Source organism: Rhizobium sp. Rhizsp42 (assembly GCF_047304155.1).
Classification (GTDB): domain Bacteria; phylum Pseudomonadota; class Alphaproteobacteria; order Rhizobiales; family Rhizobiaceae; genus Rhizobium.
Genome location: NZ_JBGLYS010000010.1, coordinates 115,287 through 134,434 on the forward strand (window position 1 = coordinate 115,287; position 19,148 = coordinate 134,434).

18 protein-coding genes are annotated in these 19,148 nt (G+C 60.5%); 5 read left to right on the forward strand and 13 right to left on the reverse strand.

The genetic code is table 11. The features are described from left to right. Positions 1 to 73 precede the first annotated feature (73 nt). Both ACCD05_RS12455 and ACCD05_RS12460 read left to right on the forward strand, forming a co-directional pair. The gene (locus tag ACCD05_RS12455) at positions 74 to 571 is read left to right on the forward strand and encodes a hypothetical protein (RefSeq protein WP_413392984.1); all 498 of its coding nucleotides are present in this window, start codon (positions 74 to 76) and stop codon (positions 569 to 571) included. Next, the gene (locus ACCD05_RS12460; protein ID WP_413392986.1) at positions 531 to 2,333 is read left to right on the forward strand and encodes a pyrroloquinoline quinone-dependent dehydrogenase; all 1,803 of its coding nucleotides are present in this window, start codon (positions 531 to 533) and stop codon (positions 2,331 to 2,333) included. Before ACCD05_RS12455 ends, ACCD05_RS12460 begins: the two co-directional genes overlap by 41 nt. Here the strand turns inward: ACCD05_RS12460 and ACCD05_RS12465 are convergent. Beyond that, complete coding sequence (locus ACCD05_RS12465) at positions 2,320 to 3,828, reverse strand: integrase catalytic domain-containing protein (protein ID WP_413392988.1); 1,509 nt, start codon at positions 3,826 to 3,828, stop codon at positions 2,320 to 2,322. The two genes, ACCD05_RS12460 and ACCD05_RS12465, sit on opposite strands and share 14 nt — an antisense overlap. A 353-nt stretch (positions 3,829 to 4,181) precedes the next feature. On the opposite strand from ACCD05_RS12465, the gene pqqA reads away from it, so the two are divergent. Beyond that, a complete protein-coding gene (pqqA, locus tag ACCD05_RS12470) occupies positions 4,182 to 4,277 on the forward strand; it encodes a pyrroloquinoline quinone precursor peptide PqqA (RefSeq protein ID WP_047510835.1) in 96 nt (31 codons plus the stop codon). A gap of 171 nt (positions 4,278 to 4,448) precedes the next feature. On the opposite strand, the gene purU is transcribed toward pqqA, so the two are convergent. The 10 genes from purU to ACCD05_RS12520 all read right to left on the reverse strand — a co-directional run bounded on the left by purU (position 4,449) and on the right by ACCD05_RS12520 (position 13,771). Further along, positions 4,449 to 5,333 (reverse strand): formyltetrahydrofolate deformylase, encoded by an 885-nt coding sequence (gene purU, locus ACCD05_RS12475; protein ID WP_413392990.1) that lies wholly within the window; start codon positions 5,331 to 5,333, stop codon positions 4,449 to 4,451. 78 nt (positions 5,334 to 5,411) lie between these two features. Then, a complete protein-coding gene (locus tag ACCD05_RS12480; protein WP_413392992.1) occupies positions 5,412 to 6,638 on the reverse strand; it encodes an NAD(P)/FAD-dependent oxidoreductase in 1,227 nt (408 codons plus the stop codon). 81 nt (positions 6,639 to 6,719) lie between these two features. Then, positions 6,720 to 7,721 (reverse strand): inositol 2-dehydrogenase, encoded by a 1,002-nt coding sequence (iolG, locus tag ACCD05_RS12485; RefSeq protein WP_413392994.1) that lies wholly within the window; start codon positions 7,719 to 7,721, stop codon positions 6,720 to 6,722. A 16-nt stretch (positions 7,722 to 7,737) separates the two neighbouring features. Further along, a complete protein-coding gene (locus ACCD05_RS12490; RefSeq protein ID WP_413392996.1) occupies positions 7,738 to 8,562 on the reverse strand; it encodes a 3-methyl-2-oxobutanoate hydroxymethyltransferase in 825 nt (274 codons plus the stop codon). A gap of 4 nt (positions 8,563 to 8,566) precedes the next feature. Further along, the gene (locus ACCD05_RS12495) at positions 8,567 to 9,346 is read right to left on the reverse strand and encodes a TIM barrel protein (protein ID WP_413392998.1); all 780 of its coding nucleotides are present in this window, start codon (positions 9,344 to 9,346) and stop codon (positions 8,567 to 8,569) included. Positions 9,347 to 9,350: 4 nt separating this feature from the next. Next, positions 9,351 to 9,665 (reverse strand): MocE family 2Fe-2S type ferredoxin, encoded by a 315-nt coding sequence (locus ACCD05_RS12500; RefSeq protein WP_413393000.1) that lies wholly within the window; start codon positions 9,663 to 9,665, stop codon positions 9,351 to 9,353. Between the two features lie 37 nt (positions 9,666 to 9,702). Further along, on the reverse strand, positions 9,703 to 10,527 hold the full coding sequence (locus tag ACCD05_RS12505) for an ATP-binding cassette domain-containing protein (protein ID WP_413393002.1): 825 nt from the start codon (positions 10,525 to 10,527) through the stop codon (positions 9,703 to 9,705). Between the two features lie 8 nt (positions 10,528 to 10,535). Further along, positions 10,536 to 11,558 (reverse strand): ABC transporter permease, encoded by a 1,023-nt coding sequence (locus ACCD05_RS12510; protein ID WP_413393080.1) that lies wholly within the window; start codon positions 11,556 to 11,558, stop codon positions 10,536 to 10,538. Positions 11,559 to 11,672: 114 nt separating this feature from the next. Continuing rightward, on the reverse strand, positions 11,673 to 12,629 hold the full coding sequence (locus ACCD05_RS12515; RefSeq protein ID WP_413393082.1) for a substrate-binding domain-containing protein: 957 nt from the start codon (positions 12,627 to 12,629) through the stop codon (positions 11,673 to 11,675). Between the two features lie 119 nt (positions 12,630 to 12,748). After that, positions 12,749 to 13,771 carry a sterol desaturase family protein gene (locus tag ACCD05_RS12520; protein ID WP_413393004.1) on the reverse strand — a complete coding sequence of 341 codons (1,023 nt, stop codon included), beginning with the start codon at positions 13,769 to 13,771 and terminating at the stop codon, positions 12,749 to 12,751. Between the two features lie 293 nt (positions 13,772 to 14,064). Here ACCD05_RS12520 and ACCD05_RS12525 point away from each other — a divergent pair, with 293 nt between their 5' ends. After that, entirely contained in the window at positions 14,065 to 15,093 is a 1,029-nt protein-coding gene (locus ACCD05_RS12525; RefSeq protein WP_413393006.1) for a LacI family DNA-binding transcriptional regulator, read from the forward strand. Between the two features lie 173 nt (positions 15,094 to 15,266). Beyond that, positions 15,267 to 16,478: an SfnB family sulfur acquisition oxidoreductase gene (locus ACCD05_RS12530; protein ID WP_413393008.1), complete on the forward strand. Its 1,212-nt coding sequence runs from the start codon at positions 15,267 to 15,269 to the stop codon at positions 16,476 to 16,478. 62 nt (positions 16,479 to 16,540) lie between these two features. Here the strand turns inward: ACCD05_RS12530 and ACCD05_RS12535 are convergent, their stop codons facing one another. Beyond that, on the reverse strand, positions 16,541 to 17,752 hold the full coding sequence (locus ACCD05_RS12535) for an acyl-CoA dehydrogenase family protein (protein WP_413393010.1): 1,212 nt from the start codon (positions 17,750 to 17,752) through the stop codon (positions 16,541 to 16,543). A 63-nt stretch (positions 17,753 to 17,815) separates the two neighbouring features. Beyond that, positions 17,816 to 18,862, reverse strand: coding sequence for a substrate-binding domain-containing protein (locus ACCD05_RS12540; protein ID WP_413393012.1), 1,047 nt, complete (start codon positions 18,860 to 18,862; stop codon positions 17,816 to 17,818). Positions 18,863 to 19,148: the final 286 nt, after the last annotated feature.

Consider the following 19,148-nt stretch of genomic DNA (forward strand, 5'->3'; position numbering starts at 1 on the left):
GATCGCGCAGATCATATTCGGAGCGGTGTTATCGTTCCTGGGCTTGTACTTTGCCGCGAATGGCGGCTGGTTGGTGACCTTAGGCGGCACCTTCTATTATCTCATCGTCGGTCTCCTGATGGTCGCCAGCGGCGTCCAAGTGGCGCGCGGCCGCAATTCCGGCTTTGTCATCTATTTCGTGGCCTGGGCCCTGACGCTGGTTTGGAGCTTCGTCGAATCCGGGCTCGACCCGTGGAAGCTCGAGGTACGCCTGTTTGCACCGAGCGTTCTGCTTGCCGCCTTTCTGCTGCCGGGCCTTGGCCGTGGCGTGAAAGCCGCGAGCCCGCGTTTCTGGCGTGGCTTCCAGGCAGCGACGGGTGTCGTTGCCGTGCTCCTGGTGGGCGCGATCCTCTACGCCGCATATGGCCCCGCTTCGGGCGAGACCACGCGGATGACAGCCCAGGCTGCACCGATGCCCCCGACCGACTGGCAGCATTACGGCAATGACGCCGGCCAGAGCCGCTTTGCCGATCTGGCCCAGATCACGTCTGATGCAAGTGGCCTGGAGCTCGCACTCGGGCGACCTGCCTGACGACATCGAAGTGCATCGCAAAGGCCGCGAGTATCACTCGGAATCGACGCCTATCAAGGTCGGCAACACGCTCTACAGCTGCACGCCGCATTCCTGGGTCATTGCCACCGACGCCACCACCGGCAAGGTGAAATGGACCTTCGATCCCAAGCTGCCGCGCACCAATCCGTACATCGTGTGCCGGGGCGTCAGCTACTACGAAGCCCCTCAGGCCGATACCTGCAAGACCCGCGTCTTCGCGCCGACCATGGACGGACGCATGTATGCGCTTGATGCCGAAAACGGCCAGATTTGCGAAGGCTTCGGCAACGGCGGCTTCATCGACCTCAAGGACCAGACCGGCAAGGACGACAATGGCAAGTCCTGGGGCGGTGGCTGGCAGGTCTCGACCTCCACCCCGCTGGTCATGAACGACCGGCTTGTCGTCGGCAGCCGCGTCATCGACAACATGTCCACGGACGAACCCTCGGGCGTCGTACGCGCCTTCGATCCGCTCGACGGACATCAGGTCTGGGCCTGGGACGTTGGCCGCTCGGAAGATGCCCTGCCCGGCCGCCTGCCGGAGGGTGAAGTCTACACCAAGGGCACGCCGAATGTCTGGGGCACCATCACAGGTGATGCCAAGCTGAACATGGTGTATCTGGGTACCGGCAACGCCGCACCCGACTACTACACCGCCTTCCGCCGTCCTTTCGACAACAAGTTCGGCACCTCGCTTGTCGCGCTTGATGTGACGACCGGCAAGCTGCGCTGGCACTATCAGCTCGTGCACAACGACATGTGGGACTTTGACGTGCCGGTTGGCCCGTCGCTCTTCGACATGCCCGACGGCACGCCGGCCCTCATCCAGACCACCAAGATGGGCGAGGTCTTCATGTTCAACCGCGCGACGGGCGAGCCTTTGGTCGAGACCAAGGAAATGCCCTTCGCGCAGAACGGTGGCGCGCCGAATGTTCCCGTCTCACCCACCCAGCCGGTGCCGGTGGGCATGCCCTCGCTGGTCCCGGAGAAACTGACCGAACAAGACATGTGGGGCGCGACGCCGATCGATCAGCTCGCATGCCGCATCGACTTCGCCCGTGCGCGCAGCGAAGGCATCTTCACGCCCATCGGCCCGACGCGTTCGATCGGCAACCCGGCCTTCGACGGTGTGACGGACTGGGGCGGCGCCTCGGTCGATTCGGTGAACAAGGTCATGTACGTCAACACGATGAACATGCCCTTCTATTTCCAGCTGGTCGACCGCGACACGCCTTATGGCAAGGAACTGCTGAAGCAGAAGAGCAGCGGTGGTGAGAACGCCCAGAAGCTCGATGTGCGCCTGCAGGAAAACACGCCCTACCTGGCGACGCTGCGCGCATGGCTCAGCCCCTTCATGGTGCCTTGCGTCCCGCCGCCATGGGGCCAGATGGTGGCGATCGACCTGAAGACGCAGAAGGTGCTCTGGCGCAAAACGCTCGGCAATGCTCGCAAGAACAACGCCTTCGGTCTGACGCGGAACCTGCCGCTGCCCACCGGCACGCCGAACCTTGGCGGTTCGCTGGCAACCGCGGGCGGCCTGGTGTTCATCGGCGCAACCACGGATAACTATGTCCGCGCATTCGATGCCCACACAGGCAAGGAAGTCTGGCGCTACAGCCTGCCCGCGGGCGGACAGGCGAACCCGATGAGCTACGTGGGCGAGGATCGTATTGCCTCATCGAAGAATGCTCCCGAACGGATAGCATATTGCCTCACCAGAATGCTCCCTATGCCCTGCTGAGCTCTGGTAGTTGTTGATCTTCGCCAGGCTCGTTTCCGAATATCATTCTATGCGCGCGATCGCGACGCCAGCCTTTCACCCGTCGTTGCACCGTACGGATTAGTCCATCAGGATACTCGCCGGGATAAATGCTTTGAAGTCGCTCCAGAAGCTCCCGGCCGGTTCTCCATGGCTCAGCTTCAAACCAACTGTAAAGATCATTCGTGACGTTAACCAGCGGGTCAGGCCGCCGACGCTCGCGTTTTAGTTTTGGCTTTGCTTTCGCGGTCGGACGAACTTCGCCCTCCGTCCACGCGATACGCAGGCTTCGCAAAAAGCTCTCGATATCGGGAGCCTCGCTTGAGGGTGTTCCCTGATGCGCAATTTCGGCAAGCCGCTGTTGTCCTGCACGAATGTTGCGGAGGAGCGTCACAGGGTCGAGTTGCTCACTCATGCGCACCAAGGGGTCGCGTACCTCCACCGCCGTCCTTGCATCCGACAATAGCCGTTGATGTGGCGTCGCGGGAGAAGAGTAGAGCTTCTTGACCATCGCTCCATTTCGCTGCTTTTCGAGCAATTTAAACGACGGTTGAAAGAAGTTCACGAACAAGCGTACCGAACGATAAAGCTCCGCAAGTGTCGCTGCAGCTTCAACACCCTCATACCGATGATAGCCAACAATTCGGCGGACGACCGATCCGTTTTTCTGCTCCACATAAGCCTGATCATTTTTGCGATATGGCCGACAGCGCGTGAATTCGATATCTGAATGAACGCAATAGTCCCGGATGGTCTCGTTGATGAATACGCTATCGTTGTCCGTATCAAAGCCAAGCAGCGGGAACGGCATCATGCGGCGAAGCTCGGTCAAAACTTCCGTCAAGAGCTTCTGTTCGCGAACAATCAGAGGCGCGCATTCGGTCCAACCGGTCGCAATATCCGTAAGGACAAGAGTATGAATAAAGCTGCCGCGTGCGTTGGGACCGGAGTGCGACACCAGATCGGCCTCGATGAAGCCAGGTGCGGGATCACCCCAGTCGGAGAACTTTCGAATTGGGATACTCCGCTTCAATGCCGATGAAGCAACGGAACGTCGGCGTCGACGGCCGCCTGCTGTTTCTCGCACGCTTTTCAACGCACGGTCGATGGTAGCCGCACTCATCTGTAGCAGAAGTGTGCGGACCTGATCGTCTAACTTCAAATGGCCATGTTGTTCCATCGATGAGATCAGAATTGGCAGCAAGGGTTTCAATCGCTTGCCACAGATGCGGTCGGAGGCTTCCCACAAAACAATAAGAGCCTGTCGGGTCGCCTCGTCATAAATCTGCGCCCGCGTTCGCGATTGCGGTTGCCTATCCGCCCCCCGCAATAAACGCATCGCGTGTTTGCGATGCATCCCACTAATCGAAACGAACTGATCGAGGATCCGCGATTTTTCCTCCCGCTTTCCGGCCACATAGCGCTTTGCCAGAGCAGCAACCAATTCCTTCTTCGTCGTCACGCTGATCAGCCTCATCTGATTTGCTCCGCACCCACAAATGCTGGGAGCAAATCAGATGAGGCAACGGCCAACAATCAGGGAACATTTCTAGTGAGGCAATGCGGGATGGCCGACAGTATGTCGTCATCACCGCTGGTGGCCATGGCGCGCTCGGCACGTCCTATGGCGACGAAACGATCGCATTCGCCCTGCCGAAATAACCTCGAAAACCTCCACCCGCTCGATCAACGTCGAGTGGGTGGATGTGCCTGTGCAATGAATGCATGTGCATGAACCGCCGCGGCAAGACAGACCGTCGTGCCGCGGCATCGTGACCACCGCTGTCAATATCGGTGGCGCCTGAAATCAAACACGAAAGGAATACCACCATGAAATGGTCCGCACCAAAGTTCATCGAAGTCAGCTGCGGAATGGAAATCAATCGCTACGCACCGGCTGATGGCGGTGAGCCAATCCTGTTCTAAGCAATTGGACATACCGTCTCGCTAAGTCTGCCGGCGACGGCGTTGCGTTGTTTCGACGACTTGTATCGACGCCTCCGCCGGCAGCTCGTCAGTCACCACCATCCGGCTTTTGGACGACATCTTTCACGGAAGCCGCGACCGGTCTCCCATCGACAACATGGCGGCCGCGGATCAGCCCATGCGCTCGGACTTGTAAGAACCGGGGCTCGGCGGGAAGACGATGGTCTTGTTGCCGTTCATGAAGACGCGGTGGTGGATATGGGCATGCACCGCGCGGGCGAGCACCTGGCTCTCCACGTCCCGGCCGATCGAGACATAGTCTTCAGCGGATTGCGCATGTGTGATCCGGGCCACGTCCTGCTCGATGATCGGACCTTCGTCCAGATCTTCCGTGACATAGTGTGCCGTCGCGCCGATAAGCTTCACGCCACGCTCGAAGGCCTGCTTGTAGGGGATGGCTCCCTTGAAGCTGGGCAGGAACGAGTGGTGGATGTTGATGATGCGGCCCGACATCTTCTTGCAGACCGCGTCGGACAGTACCTGCATGTAGCGGGCAAGCACGATCAGCTCCGCGCCCGAGGAGGTGACGATCTCCATCAGCCTCGCTTCAGCCTCAGGCTTGTTTTCCCTGGTCACCTTGATGTGGTGGAACGGGATGTCGTGGTTGACGATCACCTTCTGATAATCGAAATGGTTGGACACGACACCAACGATGTCGATCGGCAAAGCGCCGATCTTCCAGCGGTAGAGCAGATCGTTGAGGCAATGCCCAAAGCGTGAGACCATGAGCAGCACCTTCATGCGCTCGTCGCTGTCATTGAACCGGTACGTCATCGCAAAAGCTTTGGCGACCGGACCAAAGCCTGATCTGATCTCCTCTTCCGAAACGTCTTCCTGTGACAGGAAGGTCAGGCGCATGAAGAACAGACCGGTCTCCTGGTCATCGAACTGTGAGGAGTCGGAGATGTAGCAGCCCTTTTCGGCCAGATAGCCGGTGATGGCTGCCACGATGCCACGGCTCGATTGACAGGAAACGGTCAGGACGTGACTTTTCATTGGTGGATCTCGTGGACAGGGATGTCAAAGTGGTGGCGTGGCCCTTCAGGCCAAGCCAAGTGATGCATGACGGCAAGCTCATGCGGCGAGCAGCGCCTTGAGCCTGATGTCAGGTGACGCGAGCGCCGCGGGGTCGACGGACCTGCCTGACGCGATAAGCATTTCGGCAAGCCGGATGTCGCGGGCAACAGCATTGCCGGGACCTATGCCACTGGCTGAGAGCAACAGGCCGACATCATTCATTTCGAAGATGATGAAGGCGCCGTTGCCGAGGTCACGCCGAACGGATCGGGTGCCGCCGGTGGAGAGGCCCGCGACCTGGAGCGTGAGGTCGAATTGATCGGACCAGAACCATGGCACGGCGGCAATCGTTTCGCTTGCGCCAACAAGATTGGCGGCGGCGATCAGGGCATGTTCCTGGGCGCTGCGCCATGACTCCAGACGAACGCGCCGGCCACCGTAATGAGCAAGTGGGAATGAACAGCAATCCCCGGCCGCCCATATATTTGGGTCGCTCGTCTGCAAATGCCGATCAACGGCGATGCCGTTGTCGATGGCAAGGCCTGCTTCCGCCGCGAGTTCGACATTCGGGAGCGAGCCGATGCCGACAACGAGCATATCCGCCTCGATGACGCGGCCATCCGACAACGTCAAACGAATATCCTCGTCCGAGGCGCATAAAGTCTCAACACGAGCATTGCAGACGATATCAACGCCCTCGGCCTCATGTCGCGCCGCCACCGCGGCGGCGATCTCGGCGAGCACGCCGCGAGACAGGATCCGTGGCAGGCCTTCCAGCAAGACAACATAGGCCCCAAGACGTCGAGCGCTTGCCGCCAGCTCCAAACCGATGAAGCCACCGCCCAGGATAGCGAGCCGACTGTCGTGCGTCAGGTGCTCCCGGATGTGGAGAGCATCGGCGTGTGTGCGCAGCGACAGGACGCGCGGGCATTCAGCCTGATCGCCCGGCAGACCTCGCGCGCGGGCACCCGTGGCCAAAAGCAGCTTGGCATAAGGCAGACGCTCGCCACTATCGAGTTCCACCGCCCTGTTCACGCGATCGAGACGTGTCGCGGATGCGCCAAGCCGCAGCTCGATGCTCTTATCGGCATAATCGCCAAGATTTGCGATGAAGCGCGGATCGGCACCGGCGACGATGCCGTCCTTGGACAGAGGCGGCCGCTCATAGGGCGGATGATCCTCGGCTCCGACAAGCGTAATCGCTCCGTCGAAGCCGCGATCGCGCAGGCTGAGCGCGGCGCGACCACCGCATTCTCCGGCACCGATGATAACGATGGAAGTCATTTAAGAGACCCTTGATGCTGGACGATCGGATCAAGCGGCCCGGCGAGCGAAACGCGGCGCTGCCGGAGCCTCCAGTCGAGGTCAGCCAATCATGCTTTCAAGCAAGACCGGAGCACCCGTTTTTGCCGACAGCGTCGCTCCTTCCGCCATGGCGAGCGCGGCAACGCCATCGTCAAGCGTCACCGGCAAGGACTTGCCGCCGTTGACCGCATCCACGAAGGCTGCCCACTCGGCCGCATAGGCGGGCATGTAACGCTCAAGGAAGAAATAGGTGGGCTTGGCGCCGGTCACGCCCCGCGTCGTTGATTTCACCACGGTGTTCTCAAGCATGTTCTGCGCCTGCAGCAGCCCCTCGGAGCCCAACAGTTCCAACCGCTGATCATAGCCATAGACCGCGCGTCGGCTGTTCTTGATGACGGCGATGCGACCGTCGGCATAGGTCAAGGTTACGACGGCGGTATCGACATCGCCGGCGCTCCCGATCTCGGGATCGACGATCGACGAACCGACCGCCGTCACGGTTGCGGGTGCCGCACCCATGATGAAATTCGCCATGTCGAAGTCGTGGATCATCATGTCCCGGAAAAGGCCACCCGAGACCTTGATATAGGCGACCGGCGGTGGGGCCGGGTCGAAGGAGGTGATCGACAGCAGCTCTGGCTTGCCGATCTCGCCGGCATCGACGGCCTTCTTGAGCGCGGCGAAATTCGGGTCGAAGCGGCGGTTGAAGCCGATCATCACCGGGCGGCCCGCCTTTGCGACGACCTTCTGGCAAGCCCGCGCGCGCTCAAGGCTGAGATCGACAGGCTTTTCGCAGAGCACTGCCTTTCCGGCCGCTGTTGCTCGCTCGATGAGGTCGGAGTGGGTGTCGGTGGAGGTGGCGATCAGGACGGCATCGATCGTGCTATCGCCCAAAATTGCGTCCGTGCTGCGCACTTCGGCGCCATACTGGGCCGCGATCTTTTCCGCGGCGGATGTATTGATATCGGAGACGGCGGCGAGCGTGCTGCCGGGATGGCCGGAGATAGCGGTGGCGTGGACGCCAGCGATACGGCCGGCGCCGAGAAGGCCAACTTTAAGCATCGGATATTCCTTTTCGTTAGAGACCGAGTTCGGTCTTGAAGGCATTGAACTCGCTGTCGCCGATCGCGACATTGTGCTTGGGCTGCGGGTATGCGCCGCTATTCACATCCGCGATGAACTCACGGAATGCGGAAACACGTTCCTTCTGCAGCCGCTCGAACTCGGCGGCGAAGTTGCGATAGGTCTTGGCGTGGCGGGGTCGATGTCCGTCCGTGTGGCCAAGCACGTCCTCTGCGAAGAGATATTGTGCGTCGGCGCCCGGTCCGGCGCCCATGCCGAGCATGATCATCGAGGTGTTCTTGGAAATCAGCTCGCCAACGCGATCCGGCACCACTTCCAGTTCCGCGCCGAAGCAGCCGATCGCCTCCAATTGCTTGACGTGACGAAATACGTCGACAGCCTCCCGCGCCGTCTTGCCAACGGCGCGAAAGCCGGTCCAGGTGATGTAGGACGGGATGAGCCCGACATGCGCGACAATGGGAACGTGATTGTCACAGAGCACCTTCTGGATAGCGAGCGAGGCGGCGCAATAGAAACAATCCCCACCCATGGCGGAGAAATGGTAGGTGCCACGCAGATAGTCCTCGGCGGTTGCCAGCGGCCGCCCTTCGAACTTGCCCCAGCCGCCATAGGGAAGGCCGACCTGGACGAAACAGCGACCGGCAGCCTCGCGCATTTCCGGCGAGAAGAAACGGCCTTCGATCGACAACATGTGGATGCCCGCCGCGTTGGCGGCAGCAGCCTCCTCCAGTGTTGTCACGTAAAGCATCGATATCTTTTCGCCGCGCGCCTTCATGGCGCGAATGTCGGCGACCGTCGGTCGGGTATTCTTGTGAACCATTGGACTACACCGTGAATGCGTTGCGGAAGGCAGTGAGTGCGGCCTCCGGATCGCCGGAAGCAAAGGCTTCCATGCCGACGGGGCCGCTATAACCCATGGCCTTGAGTGCTCTTGCGATGCCGTGCCAGTTCACTTCGCCCGTTCCCGGCTCGCAGCGGCCGGGAACGTCGGCGACCTGGATCTCGCCGATCCATGGCAAGGATTTGCCGCAAAGTTCAATGAGGTTCCCCTCGCCGATCTGCGCGTGGTAGAGGTCGAGATTGAGCCGCAGGCGCGGGTGGTCGATGCTGGAGACGAGTGCCAGCGTATCCTCGGCGCGAGCGAAGGGGACACCCGGATGATCGACCGGCAGGTTGAGGTTCTCAAGCGTGAAGGTCACGTTCTCCGCCTCGGCCATATCGACGATACGACGCAAGGTGTCGCTCGCCTTCAGCCACATGGCGCCGGTAACGACCTCGATCGGCTGGACAGGCAGACCGCCCTCCCCAAGCCCGGTTCCATGCAGGTTGAGACGCTGGACACCGAGCCGCTTTCCGATCTGAGCCGTTTCGCGTGCACTGCGTAGAAGCTCGTCGGCCCCTTCGTCATCCGTCAGCCGCCCCGTGAGGTAGCCATTCATGATGGTGAAGGAGGCGCCTGTCGCCTCGAGCTTGGCAAGATCATGGTCCGGCCAGTTCCAAAGGCCGACGCCGAAGCCCATGTCCTTGAGACGGGAGGCGCGCCATTCGATGGGGCGGTCCCGCCAGATCATTTCGGCGCAAGCCGCTAAAGCAAACTGTGTCATGTGATTATATCTCTATAAAAACGTCGCCATTCTCGACCTTCACAGGCCAAGTCTTCAAGTTGATGCAGGCAGGCGCGCGCTTGGCCTCGCCGTTCTTGTAGTTGAAAACGCCTCCATGTTTCGGGCACTCGATCGTGCCTTCCATCACCAGGCCGTCAGCGAGATGCACATGCTCGTGCGTGCAGATGCCATCGATGCAGAAGAATTCGTCCTCGGGGCTTCGAATGACCAGGAAGGAGCGTCCTCCCTGGTCGAAGACGATTTGCTCTTCGACTTCCATGTCGTCGGCTGCACACGCGCGGGTCCAGGTGCCCATCATTTCATCCTTCGGTATTTCGGTTCATGAATAGTCGACATCAGCCGGCCGCAGTGGAAAGCTGCGCGTGGCCATCATGGGTGGTGCGGTAGCCGTCGATTTGGGCTTCGAGTTCCGCCATGGTCTCGCCGCCCGCCATTAGGTCGGTGATCTCCTCACGCGTCTTCTCCCCCTTGCGGAAATCCGCCGCGATCGCGCCACGGATCAGCACCGCGAAATGATCGCCCACCGCCATGGCATGCATCACCTGATGGGTGATGAAGACGACCGCCAGACCACGGCGCTTCGCCTCGTTGACGATCCGGAGTACATGGGTCGCCTGCTTGACGCCGAGCGCGGCCGTTGGCTCGTCGAGGATGAGCACCTTCGCACCAAAGTGGACGGCACGTGCGATGGCAAGCGACTGCCGCTCGCCTCCGGACAGGCCTCCGACCAGCCGGTCGCCGTCATCGATACGGGTGATGCCGAAATCCCGGATGGCCTTGACCGCGACCTCGTTGGCCTTCCTTCGGTCGAACACCTTGAACGGCCCCCAACCCTTGGTCGGCTCGACGCCGACGAAGAAGCTGCGGCCAATCGACATCAGCGGAAACGTGCCGCCGAACTGATGAACCGTCGCTATTCCACGGCTGCTCGCATCGCGCGGTCCAGTGAACTCGATCGGACTGCCGTCCATCTCGATGGTTCCTGAATTCGGGCGATAGACGCCGGACAGCGTCTTGATCAGGGTGGACTTCCCCGCGCCGTTGTCGCCGAGCAGACAGAGCACCTCGCCTGGACAGATGTTCAGCGAAATGTCGTTGAGGACGTCGATCGGGCCGAAGGACTTGCAGATATTCTTGAGCGTCAGAATGGGCGTGGACATGATCGTTCTCACTTCTTCTTCGGCGAGTAGGACAGGGCCATGCTGCGGAAGGTGTTGTTCATCAGCACCGCGAGCAGCAGCATCACGCCGATGATCAGGCTCGACCAGTTGCGGTCGAAGGACGTGAAGTAGATGCCCTGGTTGACCACCGCGAAGGTGATGGTGCCGAAGAAGATGCCGATGATGGAGCCAAAACCACCTGTCAGCAGCACACCCCCCACCACCACCGAGATGATCGAGTTGAAGATGAAGGACATGCCTGCCGAGACCTGAGCAGAGTTGAACAAGATCGCTTGACACATGCCCACAAAGGCCGCGCTGGTCGACGACAGCACGAAAAGCACGATCGTCAGCTTCGTCGTCGGGATGCCAGCGTTGCGAGCGCTGATCCTGTCGCCACCCATGGCGAAGATCCAGTTTCCAAAAGGCGAGAAGTGGATGAAGAACACATAGATCGCAGTCAGCGCCAGCCACCAGAAGATGATGACCTGGAAGGTGTTGCCGACAAAGGATCCGAACACGAACTTGGCTGCTTCCGGTGCCTTGAGCGCCACGCTGGTCGTACCCGTCAGCATGACCGAGAGACCGAGCACGAAGCCCGCGACCGCGAAGAGCGTTCCAAGCGTGACGATCAGCGACGGCACATTGGTGCGAATGACGAGGTAGCCGTTGATCAGGCCGACCAGCACTCCCAGGCCGAGCGAGGCCGCGATCCCTAGCCAGATGGGCATTCCGTAATAGCCCGAGATGATCGCGACGGTCATGGAGCCGGCCGGAATCATCGAGCCGATGGAGATATCGAGTTCGCCGGCAATCATCAGCAGTCCGATCGGAAATGCGACGATGCCGAGATTGGCGGCGACGTTCAGCCAGCTCGCGGCTCCCGCCGGCTTCAGGAAGTCCATGCTTCCGAAGACGAGGAAAAAGGCGAAGACGCCGACGAGGCCGAGAAAGGCTCCGGCCTCGGGCCTGCGAAACAGGCCGCCAACGGAGAAGCTGGTGACGGACGTTACTTTCGGTGTCCGCGCCATGGCGATTGGCTGGCTTGCGGTTTTCAAACTCATGATGGTTCCCCTTCCCGGCTTGCGGGTTGTCGTAAGGCCGCTCCCTGGGAGGTGCAGGGAGCGGCCGGCGAGCGCGCGTTCTTAGCGGGCGCCCTTCGATACGCCCTGCAGCGTCGAGTCGATGTTGGAGGCATCGACGATACCCGGTCCGGTCAGAACGGGCTTCACCGGAAGGTCCGTGCCGAAATCGATGTGAGAGGCAAGCAGCGTGACGGAGAGAAGCGACTGCAGGTAGGGCTGCTGGTCGATGGCAAAGAACTGCGCCTTGTTCTTGATGCGGTCAAGCGCTGCCTCGTTGAAGTCGAAGGAGCCGAGCTTGACGCTTTCGACCTTGCCGGCCTGCTGAATGCCGCTTGCGGCCGCATCCGCGTCTCCCGCGCCAATGGTGATGACGCCGTCAATCGTGCCGTCCTGCGTCAGCGTCGCCTTGACGGCCTCGGCAATAGCGGTCGGATCGCCAAAGCTCGTCGCCGGGAGCGGCAATTGCTTGCCGGTGCCGCCCGCCTTGGTGATGCCGTCGATCACGCCTTTGCAGCGGGCCTCCTGGTTGGCGCTGCCTGGCAGGGTGTTGACGCAGAGCACATTCTTCTGACCACCCTTGCCGAAATAGTCGCCGCCCGCAACGCCGGCGATATATTCATCCGAGCCGACATAGTTGAATGCACCGAGCTCCTTCGCCTTTTCGAGCGAACCGGCATTCATGAGAATGACCTTGATGCCGGCGCTGGTCGCGGCCTTGATCGCCTCGTCCTCGGCCTCCGGAACCCAGTTCGGGACGACCAGCCCGGTCACGCCCTGGCTGATCGCGGTGCGCACGAGGCCGGCGGCGTCGGGGCCGAGATTGTCGTAGGTCTGCAGCTGAAGATAAGTCACCTTGCCGCCATTGGCCTCGATGACGAAGCGGCTGTCATCGACGCCTTTCTTGATCTTGGTCCAGAAGGCATCGTCCGTCTTGCCACCGACCACGGCGACATTGGCGGCCAACGCCACGCCTGCGGTGAGACAGATAGCAACCGTGGCCGCAAGGGCCTTGGTCATGGTGGTCAGCATTGTCATTGGGTTTCCTCCCCCAGTTTCCGCCGGATGGCGGGTTCAAAGATATGATGCTTCCCCTTCAAGCACCCGCCTCCTCGCGGGTATCTTGGGTCGTCGTCTGCTCAAGAGTTGGCGCGGGCCGCCTTGGCATTCACACGCGCTTTCTTCTTCTCGAAGCGCGCCTCCATCTGCACGTCGCCCTCCTTGGTGCCGTCGTGCCAGGTGCCAAACCACTTATCGAGCGGGATCAGACCGTCGCCGCCGTAATTCACCTCGAAATACTTGTGGTGCAGGTAATGGGCATAGGCATGCGTATCGAGCGGCGTATCCTCGGTGACCTCAAGCTTGTCGAAGCCGATATGCCCGTTGACCGCGCCGAAACCTGCAATGTGAAGCTGAAACAGCGCAATGATCGGGTTCGAGGGGATCACGAGGTGCCACAGGGCGACGGCGTGGTAGAGAAAGCCTTCGACCGGGTGCATCGACAGCGACGACCAAGGTGACGGGTTCACCGAGTTGTGGTGCACCGAATGAACCCAGCGATAGAGCGGCCCCCAGTGGATCAGCCGGTGAATGATGAAGAAGTGCACTTCATGGATCATCGGCGCGGCGACGACGAGAAACGCCAGATAATAGGGATTGTTCGCCCAGGTGAGCCACGGCACCCAGCCATTGGCGAAAACCCAGAGGAAGGCCACTTCGACGACTGTCCAGAGCGGGATCGACAGGAAGAACGAACGCAGGAAATTGTCGATGTTCTGGCTTTTGAACCAGAAAACATCGGACGGCTGCTCGCCGGGGAATTTGGCGTTGTACTTGAACCGGTTGCCTTGCCTGCGCTTGACGTAGAAGAAGAATTCCACGGAGCCGTAGAAGACGAAGATGGCGGTGGCATTGACCGCGTAGAGCCAAAGCGCCCAGCCCCAGCTCAGCGTCTTCATCACTTCCGCGTCGGGCACGACATAAAACCAGTAGAGAAGAGCCGTCGCCATGTGGAAGGCATTCCACGGCCAGATATATTCCGGCAGCCATTTCAGGATGGATGGAATTTTCGGTGGCCACGCCCAGAACGGCGCTATCTCGATACGCCCGTTCGGCGCCCAGTCGCCGCGCTTGTTGCGCTTTCCATATTTGAGATCATCCATCTTCATGCCTCCCCGACGCCGCGTGTCCAATGTTCCTCATGGCGGGAGGCCGCCCGACATCCGGGCATAGTTCCACCGTCTTCGGGCACGTGCCCAAAGCGATCAAACCAACGATGTCGAGACCATTTCCTCCCGAGCCGAGCGACCGCTGCCGCGCTCACCCACCTTCCTCTGACCGGTACAATGCCAACTTGACGCCCGCCAAATCAAGGCGCATTTCTTTCGCAAGATGCATTCGTATCATTCATCTCAGAAAACTCGAGCAATGATATATTTCGTATCACGGAGCCATGATGAAGAGACCGACAATCCGCGACGTCGCCGAAAAGGCGGGCGTCTCCGTGGCGACGACCAACCGGGTATTGTCGGGCGCGGAAAGCGTCAGCGCGAAGACGCGCGAGAAGGTGCGCGAAGCGGCTGAAGCGATCGGCTTTTACGGTCTGGGAGCGATTGCTGCGCGCAACAACGCCGCGCGGCCGCGATATCGCTTCGGGGTCATCCTTCTTCAACCGCACCGCCCGTTTTATCAGCTGGTGGCACGCGCGCTTGCCGAGGCAGCGCGGGCACAAGAGGCTTTCGATATCGAACTCCGGATCGAACATCTGGAGGACCTGTCTCCCCAGAACACGGCGGAGCGCGCCTTGGCCCTCGCAAGCGAATGCGACGCGGTGTGCGTGACGACCGCCGTGCATCCCGTTGTCACCAAGGCGATCGAGGAAATCCGGGCGCGCGGCATTCCCGTCTTCGCGCTGATCTCTCAGCTCGCCGCCACCGGCCAGATCCACTACATCGGCCTTGATCACTGGAAGGTAGGAAGGACCGCCGCCTGGGCTTTTCATCACATCTGCAAGTCTCCGGGAAAAATCGCGCTCCTGGTGGGCAATCCACGCTTTCGGAACCAGGAAATGAACGAGACCGGCTTCCGATCCTATTTTCGCGAGCATGCCAGGGACTTCACGCTGCTTGAACCGTTATCGACGTTCGAATCCTCCGCGGTCGCCGAGGAGATGACGGAGAGGGTATTGAGCGACCATCCGGATCTGGCGGGGCTCTATGTGGCTGGCGGCGGGATTAGCGGGGTGCTCGCCGCGCTGCACACGACAGGCCGCGCCGGCACGCTTGTGGTGGTGGGATACGAACTGATGGACAATGTACGGTCGGCCCTGCTCGACGGCGCGCTGACCTTGTCGATCTCGCATCCACTCGCGCAGCTCGCCGGCGAGGCGATCACCGGGATGATCAGCGCGGTCGCTTCAAAGGAAGCGAATGCCAGTTATACGAAAATAGTACCCTTCAATCTCTATACGCGAGAGAACGTGTGAGATTTCGCAGCGCGCCCTAGTCGTCATTGCGCAAGACGTTCATGCCGCAATGCGTTTGCGAGGTAAAGCGCAAAGACATTCTCACTACAATATAATATATAGATTTTATCGTCTTTTATTCCGATGAGACTTCTTGCACCCCTATTCCTTCAATCCGGAGCGAAGGAAACGGCATGGCACGACATCAGATAGATCGAATTGAACAACGGTCAGCACGCCTGACAAATGAGGAGGAGGCGATTTCGGCGGCTCGCGTGTTGGCGGAACGCTTCAAAATTGAAGCCTCGTCGCGCGACCAGGAGCGCTTGCTTCCCCATCACGAGCTGGATGCCTTATCACGGGCAGGTCTTCTGGCGATTACGGTTCCTCACGAATACGGCGGGATCGATGTCTCCAACAGCGTGCTTGCCGAGGTGACCGCCATTCTCGCCGAGGCAGATGCATCGATCGGCCAGATCCCGCAGAATCATTTCTACATTCTCGAAGCGCTTAGAACGGATGGCACGGAAGAACAGAAACAATTCTTCTTCGCACGCGCGCTGGCCGGCGACCGGTTCGGCAATGCCCTGTCCGAACGCGGCACCAAGACCGTCGGACACTACAACACCCGAATTGTCCGTGATGGGCTCGGCTATCGCATCAATGGCCGAAAGTTCTATTCGACCGGTGTCATATTTGCCGACTGGATCACGGTCTTCGCATTGGACGAGAACGATCGACTGACAATGTCTTTCGTGCAGAAAGGAAGCGATGGTGTAGAGATCATCGATGATTGGGATGGCTTCGGGCAACGCACGACCGGCAGCGGTACGACGGTGCTTGATAATGTCTACGTCCCGGCCGATGCTGTCGTGCACCATCACAAAGGTTTCGAGCGGCCGACGACGATTGGCTCGGTGGGGCAGATCATCCATGCCGGGATCGACCTCGGCATTGCCCGCGCGGCTTTTAAAGAAATGGTCGAGTTCGTGAAGACCCGATCGCGGCCGTGGACAAACAGCGGCGTCGACAAGGCATCGGAGGATCCGTTGACCATCGCCAAGGCCGGCGAAATCGCGATCAGATTGGAAGCGGCGTCCGCGCTGGTCGAACGTGCCGGAAACAAGGTGGACATCGCCCAGATCGACACCACCGAGGAAAACGTCGTTGCGGCAACGCTCGCCGTGGCGGCAGCGAAAGTGCTGACATCGGAAATCGCGCTCGACGCCTCCAACGCCCTCTTCGAACTCGCCGGCACGGCCTCCACGAGCACAGGCCTCAACCTCGACCGGCACTGGCGTAATGCACGGACGCACACGCTGCACGATCCGGTACGCTGGAAATACCATGTGGTTGGCAACTATCATCTCAACGGCGCAATACCGCCGAGAAGCGGTGCACTCTGAGAGACGAAAATAGCCCCGCCGCATGCGACGGGGCTATCTAGCTAGGTCGGGAGCACCACTGTTTAGCTATAGAGGCTGACTTCGGGGATCTTGTCGTTGAGAACGAACTCGCCGACTTCCTTGGCCTTGTAGAAGACGGGATCGTGCAGCGTGTGCGTTCGGACATTTCTCCAGTAGCGGTCGAAACGATAGGACTCAGCCGTCGAGCGGGCACCTGTCAGCTCGAATACGCGGGAGGTGATGTCGAGCGACACGTTTGTGGCGTGCACCTTGGCCGCATAGGCTTCGGCGGCTGCTTCCCCGCGCTCGCGCGCCGTGACGTCAGCACCACGAGACAGCGCATCCTGAACCGCACCGGCCGCCTGATCCGCCAAGGCAGCGGCGGCCTTCACCGACGCCGTAAACTCGCCGACGCGCTCGAGGATGTAGGGATCGTCCTGTGCGCGGGCGACGCCCGACGTGACCCAGGGGCGCGTGGTCGTCCTGACATAGTCGACAGCCTGCGCAAGAGCGCCTTCGGCGGTGCCGAGGTAGAAGTTCACGAATACAAGCTGGATCAGCGGCGTGTTGAAGCTAGCCAGCACCGGGGGTGCTGCTCCCTCCTCCGCCGGTGCGCCAATCAAATCCTCTTCGTAAACGGGGAAATCCCGAAACTCGACGCTACCGCTGTCGGAAAGCCGCTGGCCGATATTGTCCCAGTCATCGTTGGCGATATAGCCCGGCCGATCGGTGGGAACCGCGAAACTCGCGACCTTTCCGTCCAGCGTGGCATTAGCGTTAATGTAGTCGGAGATCCGCGCCGCCGTGGAGAAGGACTTGCGGCCGTTCAGCACATAGCCGTTGCCACGCCTCGTCAGTGTGAGGCCCGGATCGCGAGGATTGACGGCGGCACCCCAGTAAAGGCCCTTGGCGACCGTTTCGGTGCCAAGCGCGTTGGCGCGAGCCGCGTCCTCGAGCGCCCAGTAGATGTATTGGCTGTTGACGAAGTGATAGCCGAGCAGCTGTCCGATCGAGCTTTCACCACGGGCAAGGATGCGAACGAGCCTCAAGCCATCGACCCAGTCGAGGCCGCCCCCTCCGATCGCAGGGGCGTGCAGCGCGTTGAGCAGTCCGGCATTCTTGAGCTTGACGATCTCACTGAGCGGCGGGCGGCCGTCACGGTCGAGTTCGGCGCCTCGGCTTGCGAGGTCAGCTGAAATCTCCTCCGCCCGCGCGAAAAGCTCGGCCCTTGTCGCGCCTCGCGCGGCGACGTGAATGACATTGGATTGGCTCATCGAAAACTCCCATTGAAAATAGAGCAGTCCGGCAGGTGATCCGCCGGACTGGCGTGCCTGCGGTCAGAAAAGCTTTGCTGGAATCCAGGGAGCGGTGACCACGTCGCTGGTGTTGAACTCGGGCAGCTTCTTCGCCAGATCCTCGATCGTCTTGACGTTCGCCGACCTCAGCGCCGCTTGCGTCAACAGCGTCGGCTTCACCGTGATGTTGTGGGGCACCTCTTCGCCGGCGATCTGCAGGGCCGCGGCGCGAATGGATACGGCGCCGACGACGGCGGGATTGGTCGCGACGCTCGCCACCCAGGGGCTTCCCTCCTCGGTGATCTCCTGGATATCGGCGGTGGAAACATCGGCGGAATAGATCTTCAGCTTGGATGCGATGCCGAGGTCGTTGGCCGCCAGTTTCACGCCGCGCGCGAACTCGTCATAGGGAGCGAAGACGACGCTGATGTCGGGATTAGCCGTCAGCGCCGCCTTCGCCTGGTCCGCCGTCGATGTCGCGGTCGTGTCGCTCACATTGCCGAAGCGTGCCTTCTCGACAACGCCTTTGCTATCGGCCTTGAATTTTTCCCAGACCTCGTTGCGGCGATCGAGCGGCGCGAAACCGGCGACATAGACATAACCGGCATTGAAGCTCGCTCCGTTTTCCTTCACCGCCTGCTCGAGCGCCTGCTTCGCAAGCTCATGATCACTCTGCTCGACCTGCGGTATCTTGGGGTTGTTCAAATTGACGTCGAAGGCGACGACCTTCACGCCCTTGTCGAGCGCCAGCTGCACGACGTCGCCGAGAGACTCCGGCAAGCCGTGATCGACGACGATCCCCTGAACGCCGAGGTTGACGGCCTGGAGGATCTGCTCGCGCTGTTCGGCGGCGTTCTGGCGGCCGGGGAAGACGCGGAGGTCTATGCCGAGCGACCTTGCCTGCGCCTCCGCGCCGGCCTGATAGGCCTGGAAGAAATCTCCGGCCGAAATGTAGCTGATCAAGGCAAGCTTGACGCCGCCCTTGTCGAATGGCGCGGGCGCACCGGCCAGCCCCTCGGCGTGAGCACAACTCAAGGCAACGAATGAAATCGCGGCGGCGGAAAGCGCCAGGCGGCTGAAGGTCTTCATGATGCGCTCCTAAAAAGATCCAAGTTATCCGCGGCTTTTCACCCGCATTTTCATTAGGGTATAATTTCTACCTTTTTAGTAGACAAATTGCTCCGATATTTCCGCTGAACAGGAAAAACTTTGTGCGATTTGCGTGCGGGGCGGGAAACGCTTTGCCTGTCGCGACACCGGGTTCCGGTGCAACTTGTCGGCAATGAAACCGGTTTCATTGAGGGCAGATCAGAACGAAATAGCTCGCGTAAAAGACATCTAAATCAGAGTGATGCCTCCCAACAGTCGCCTCTCG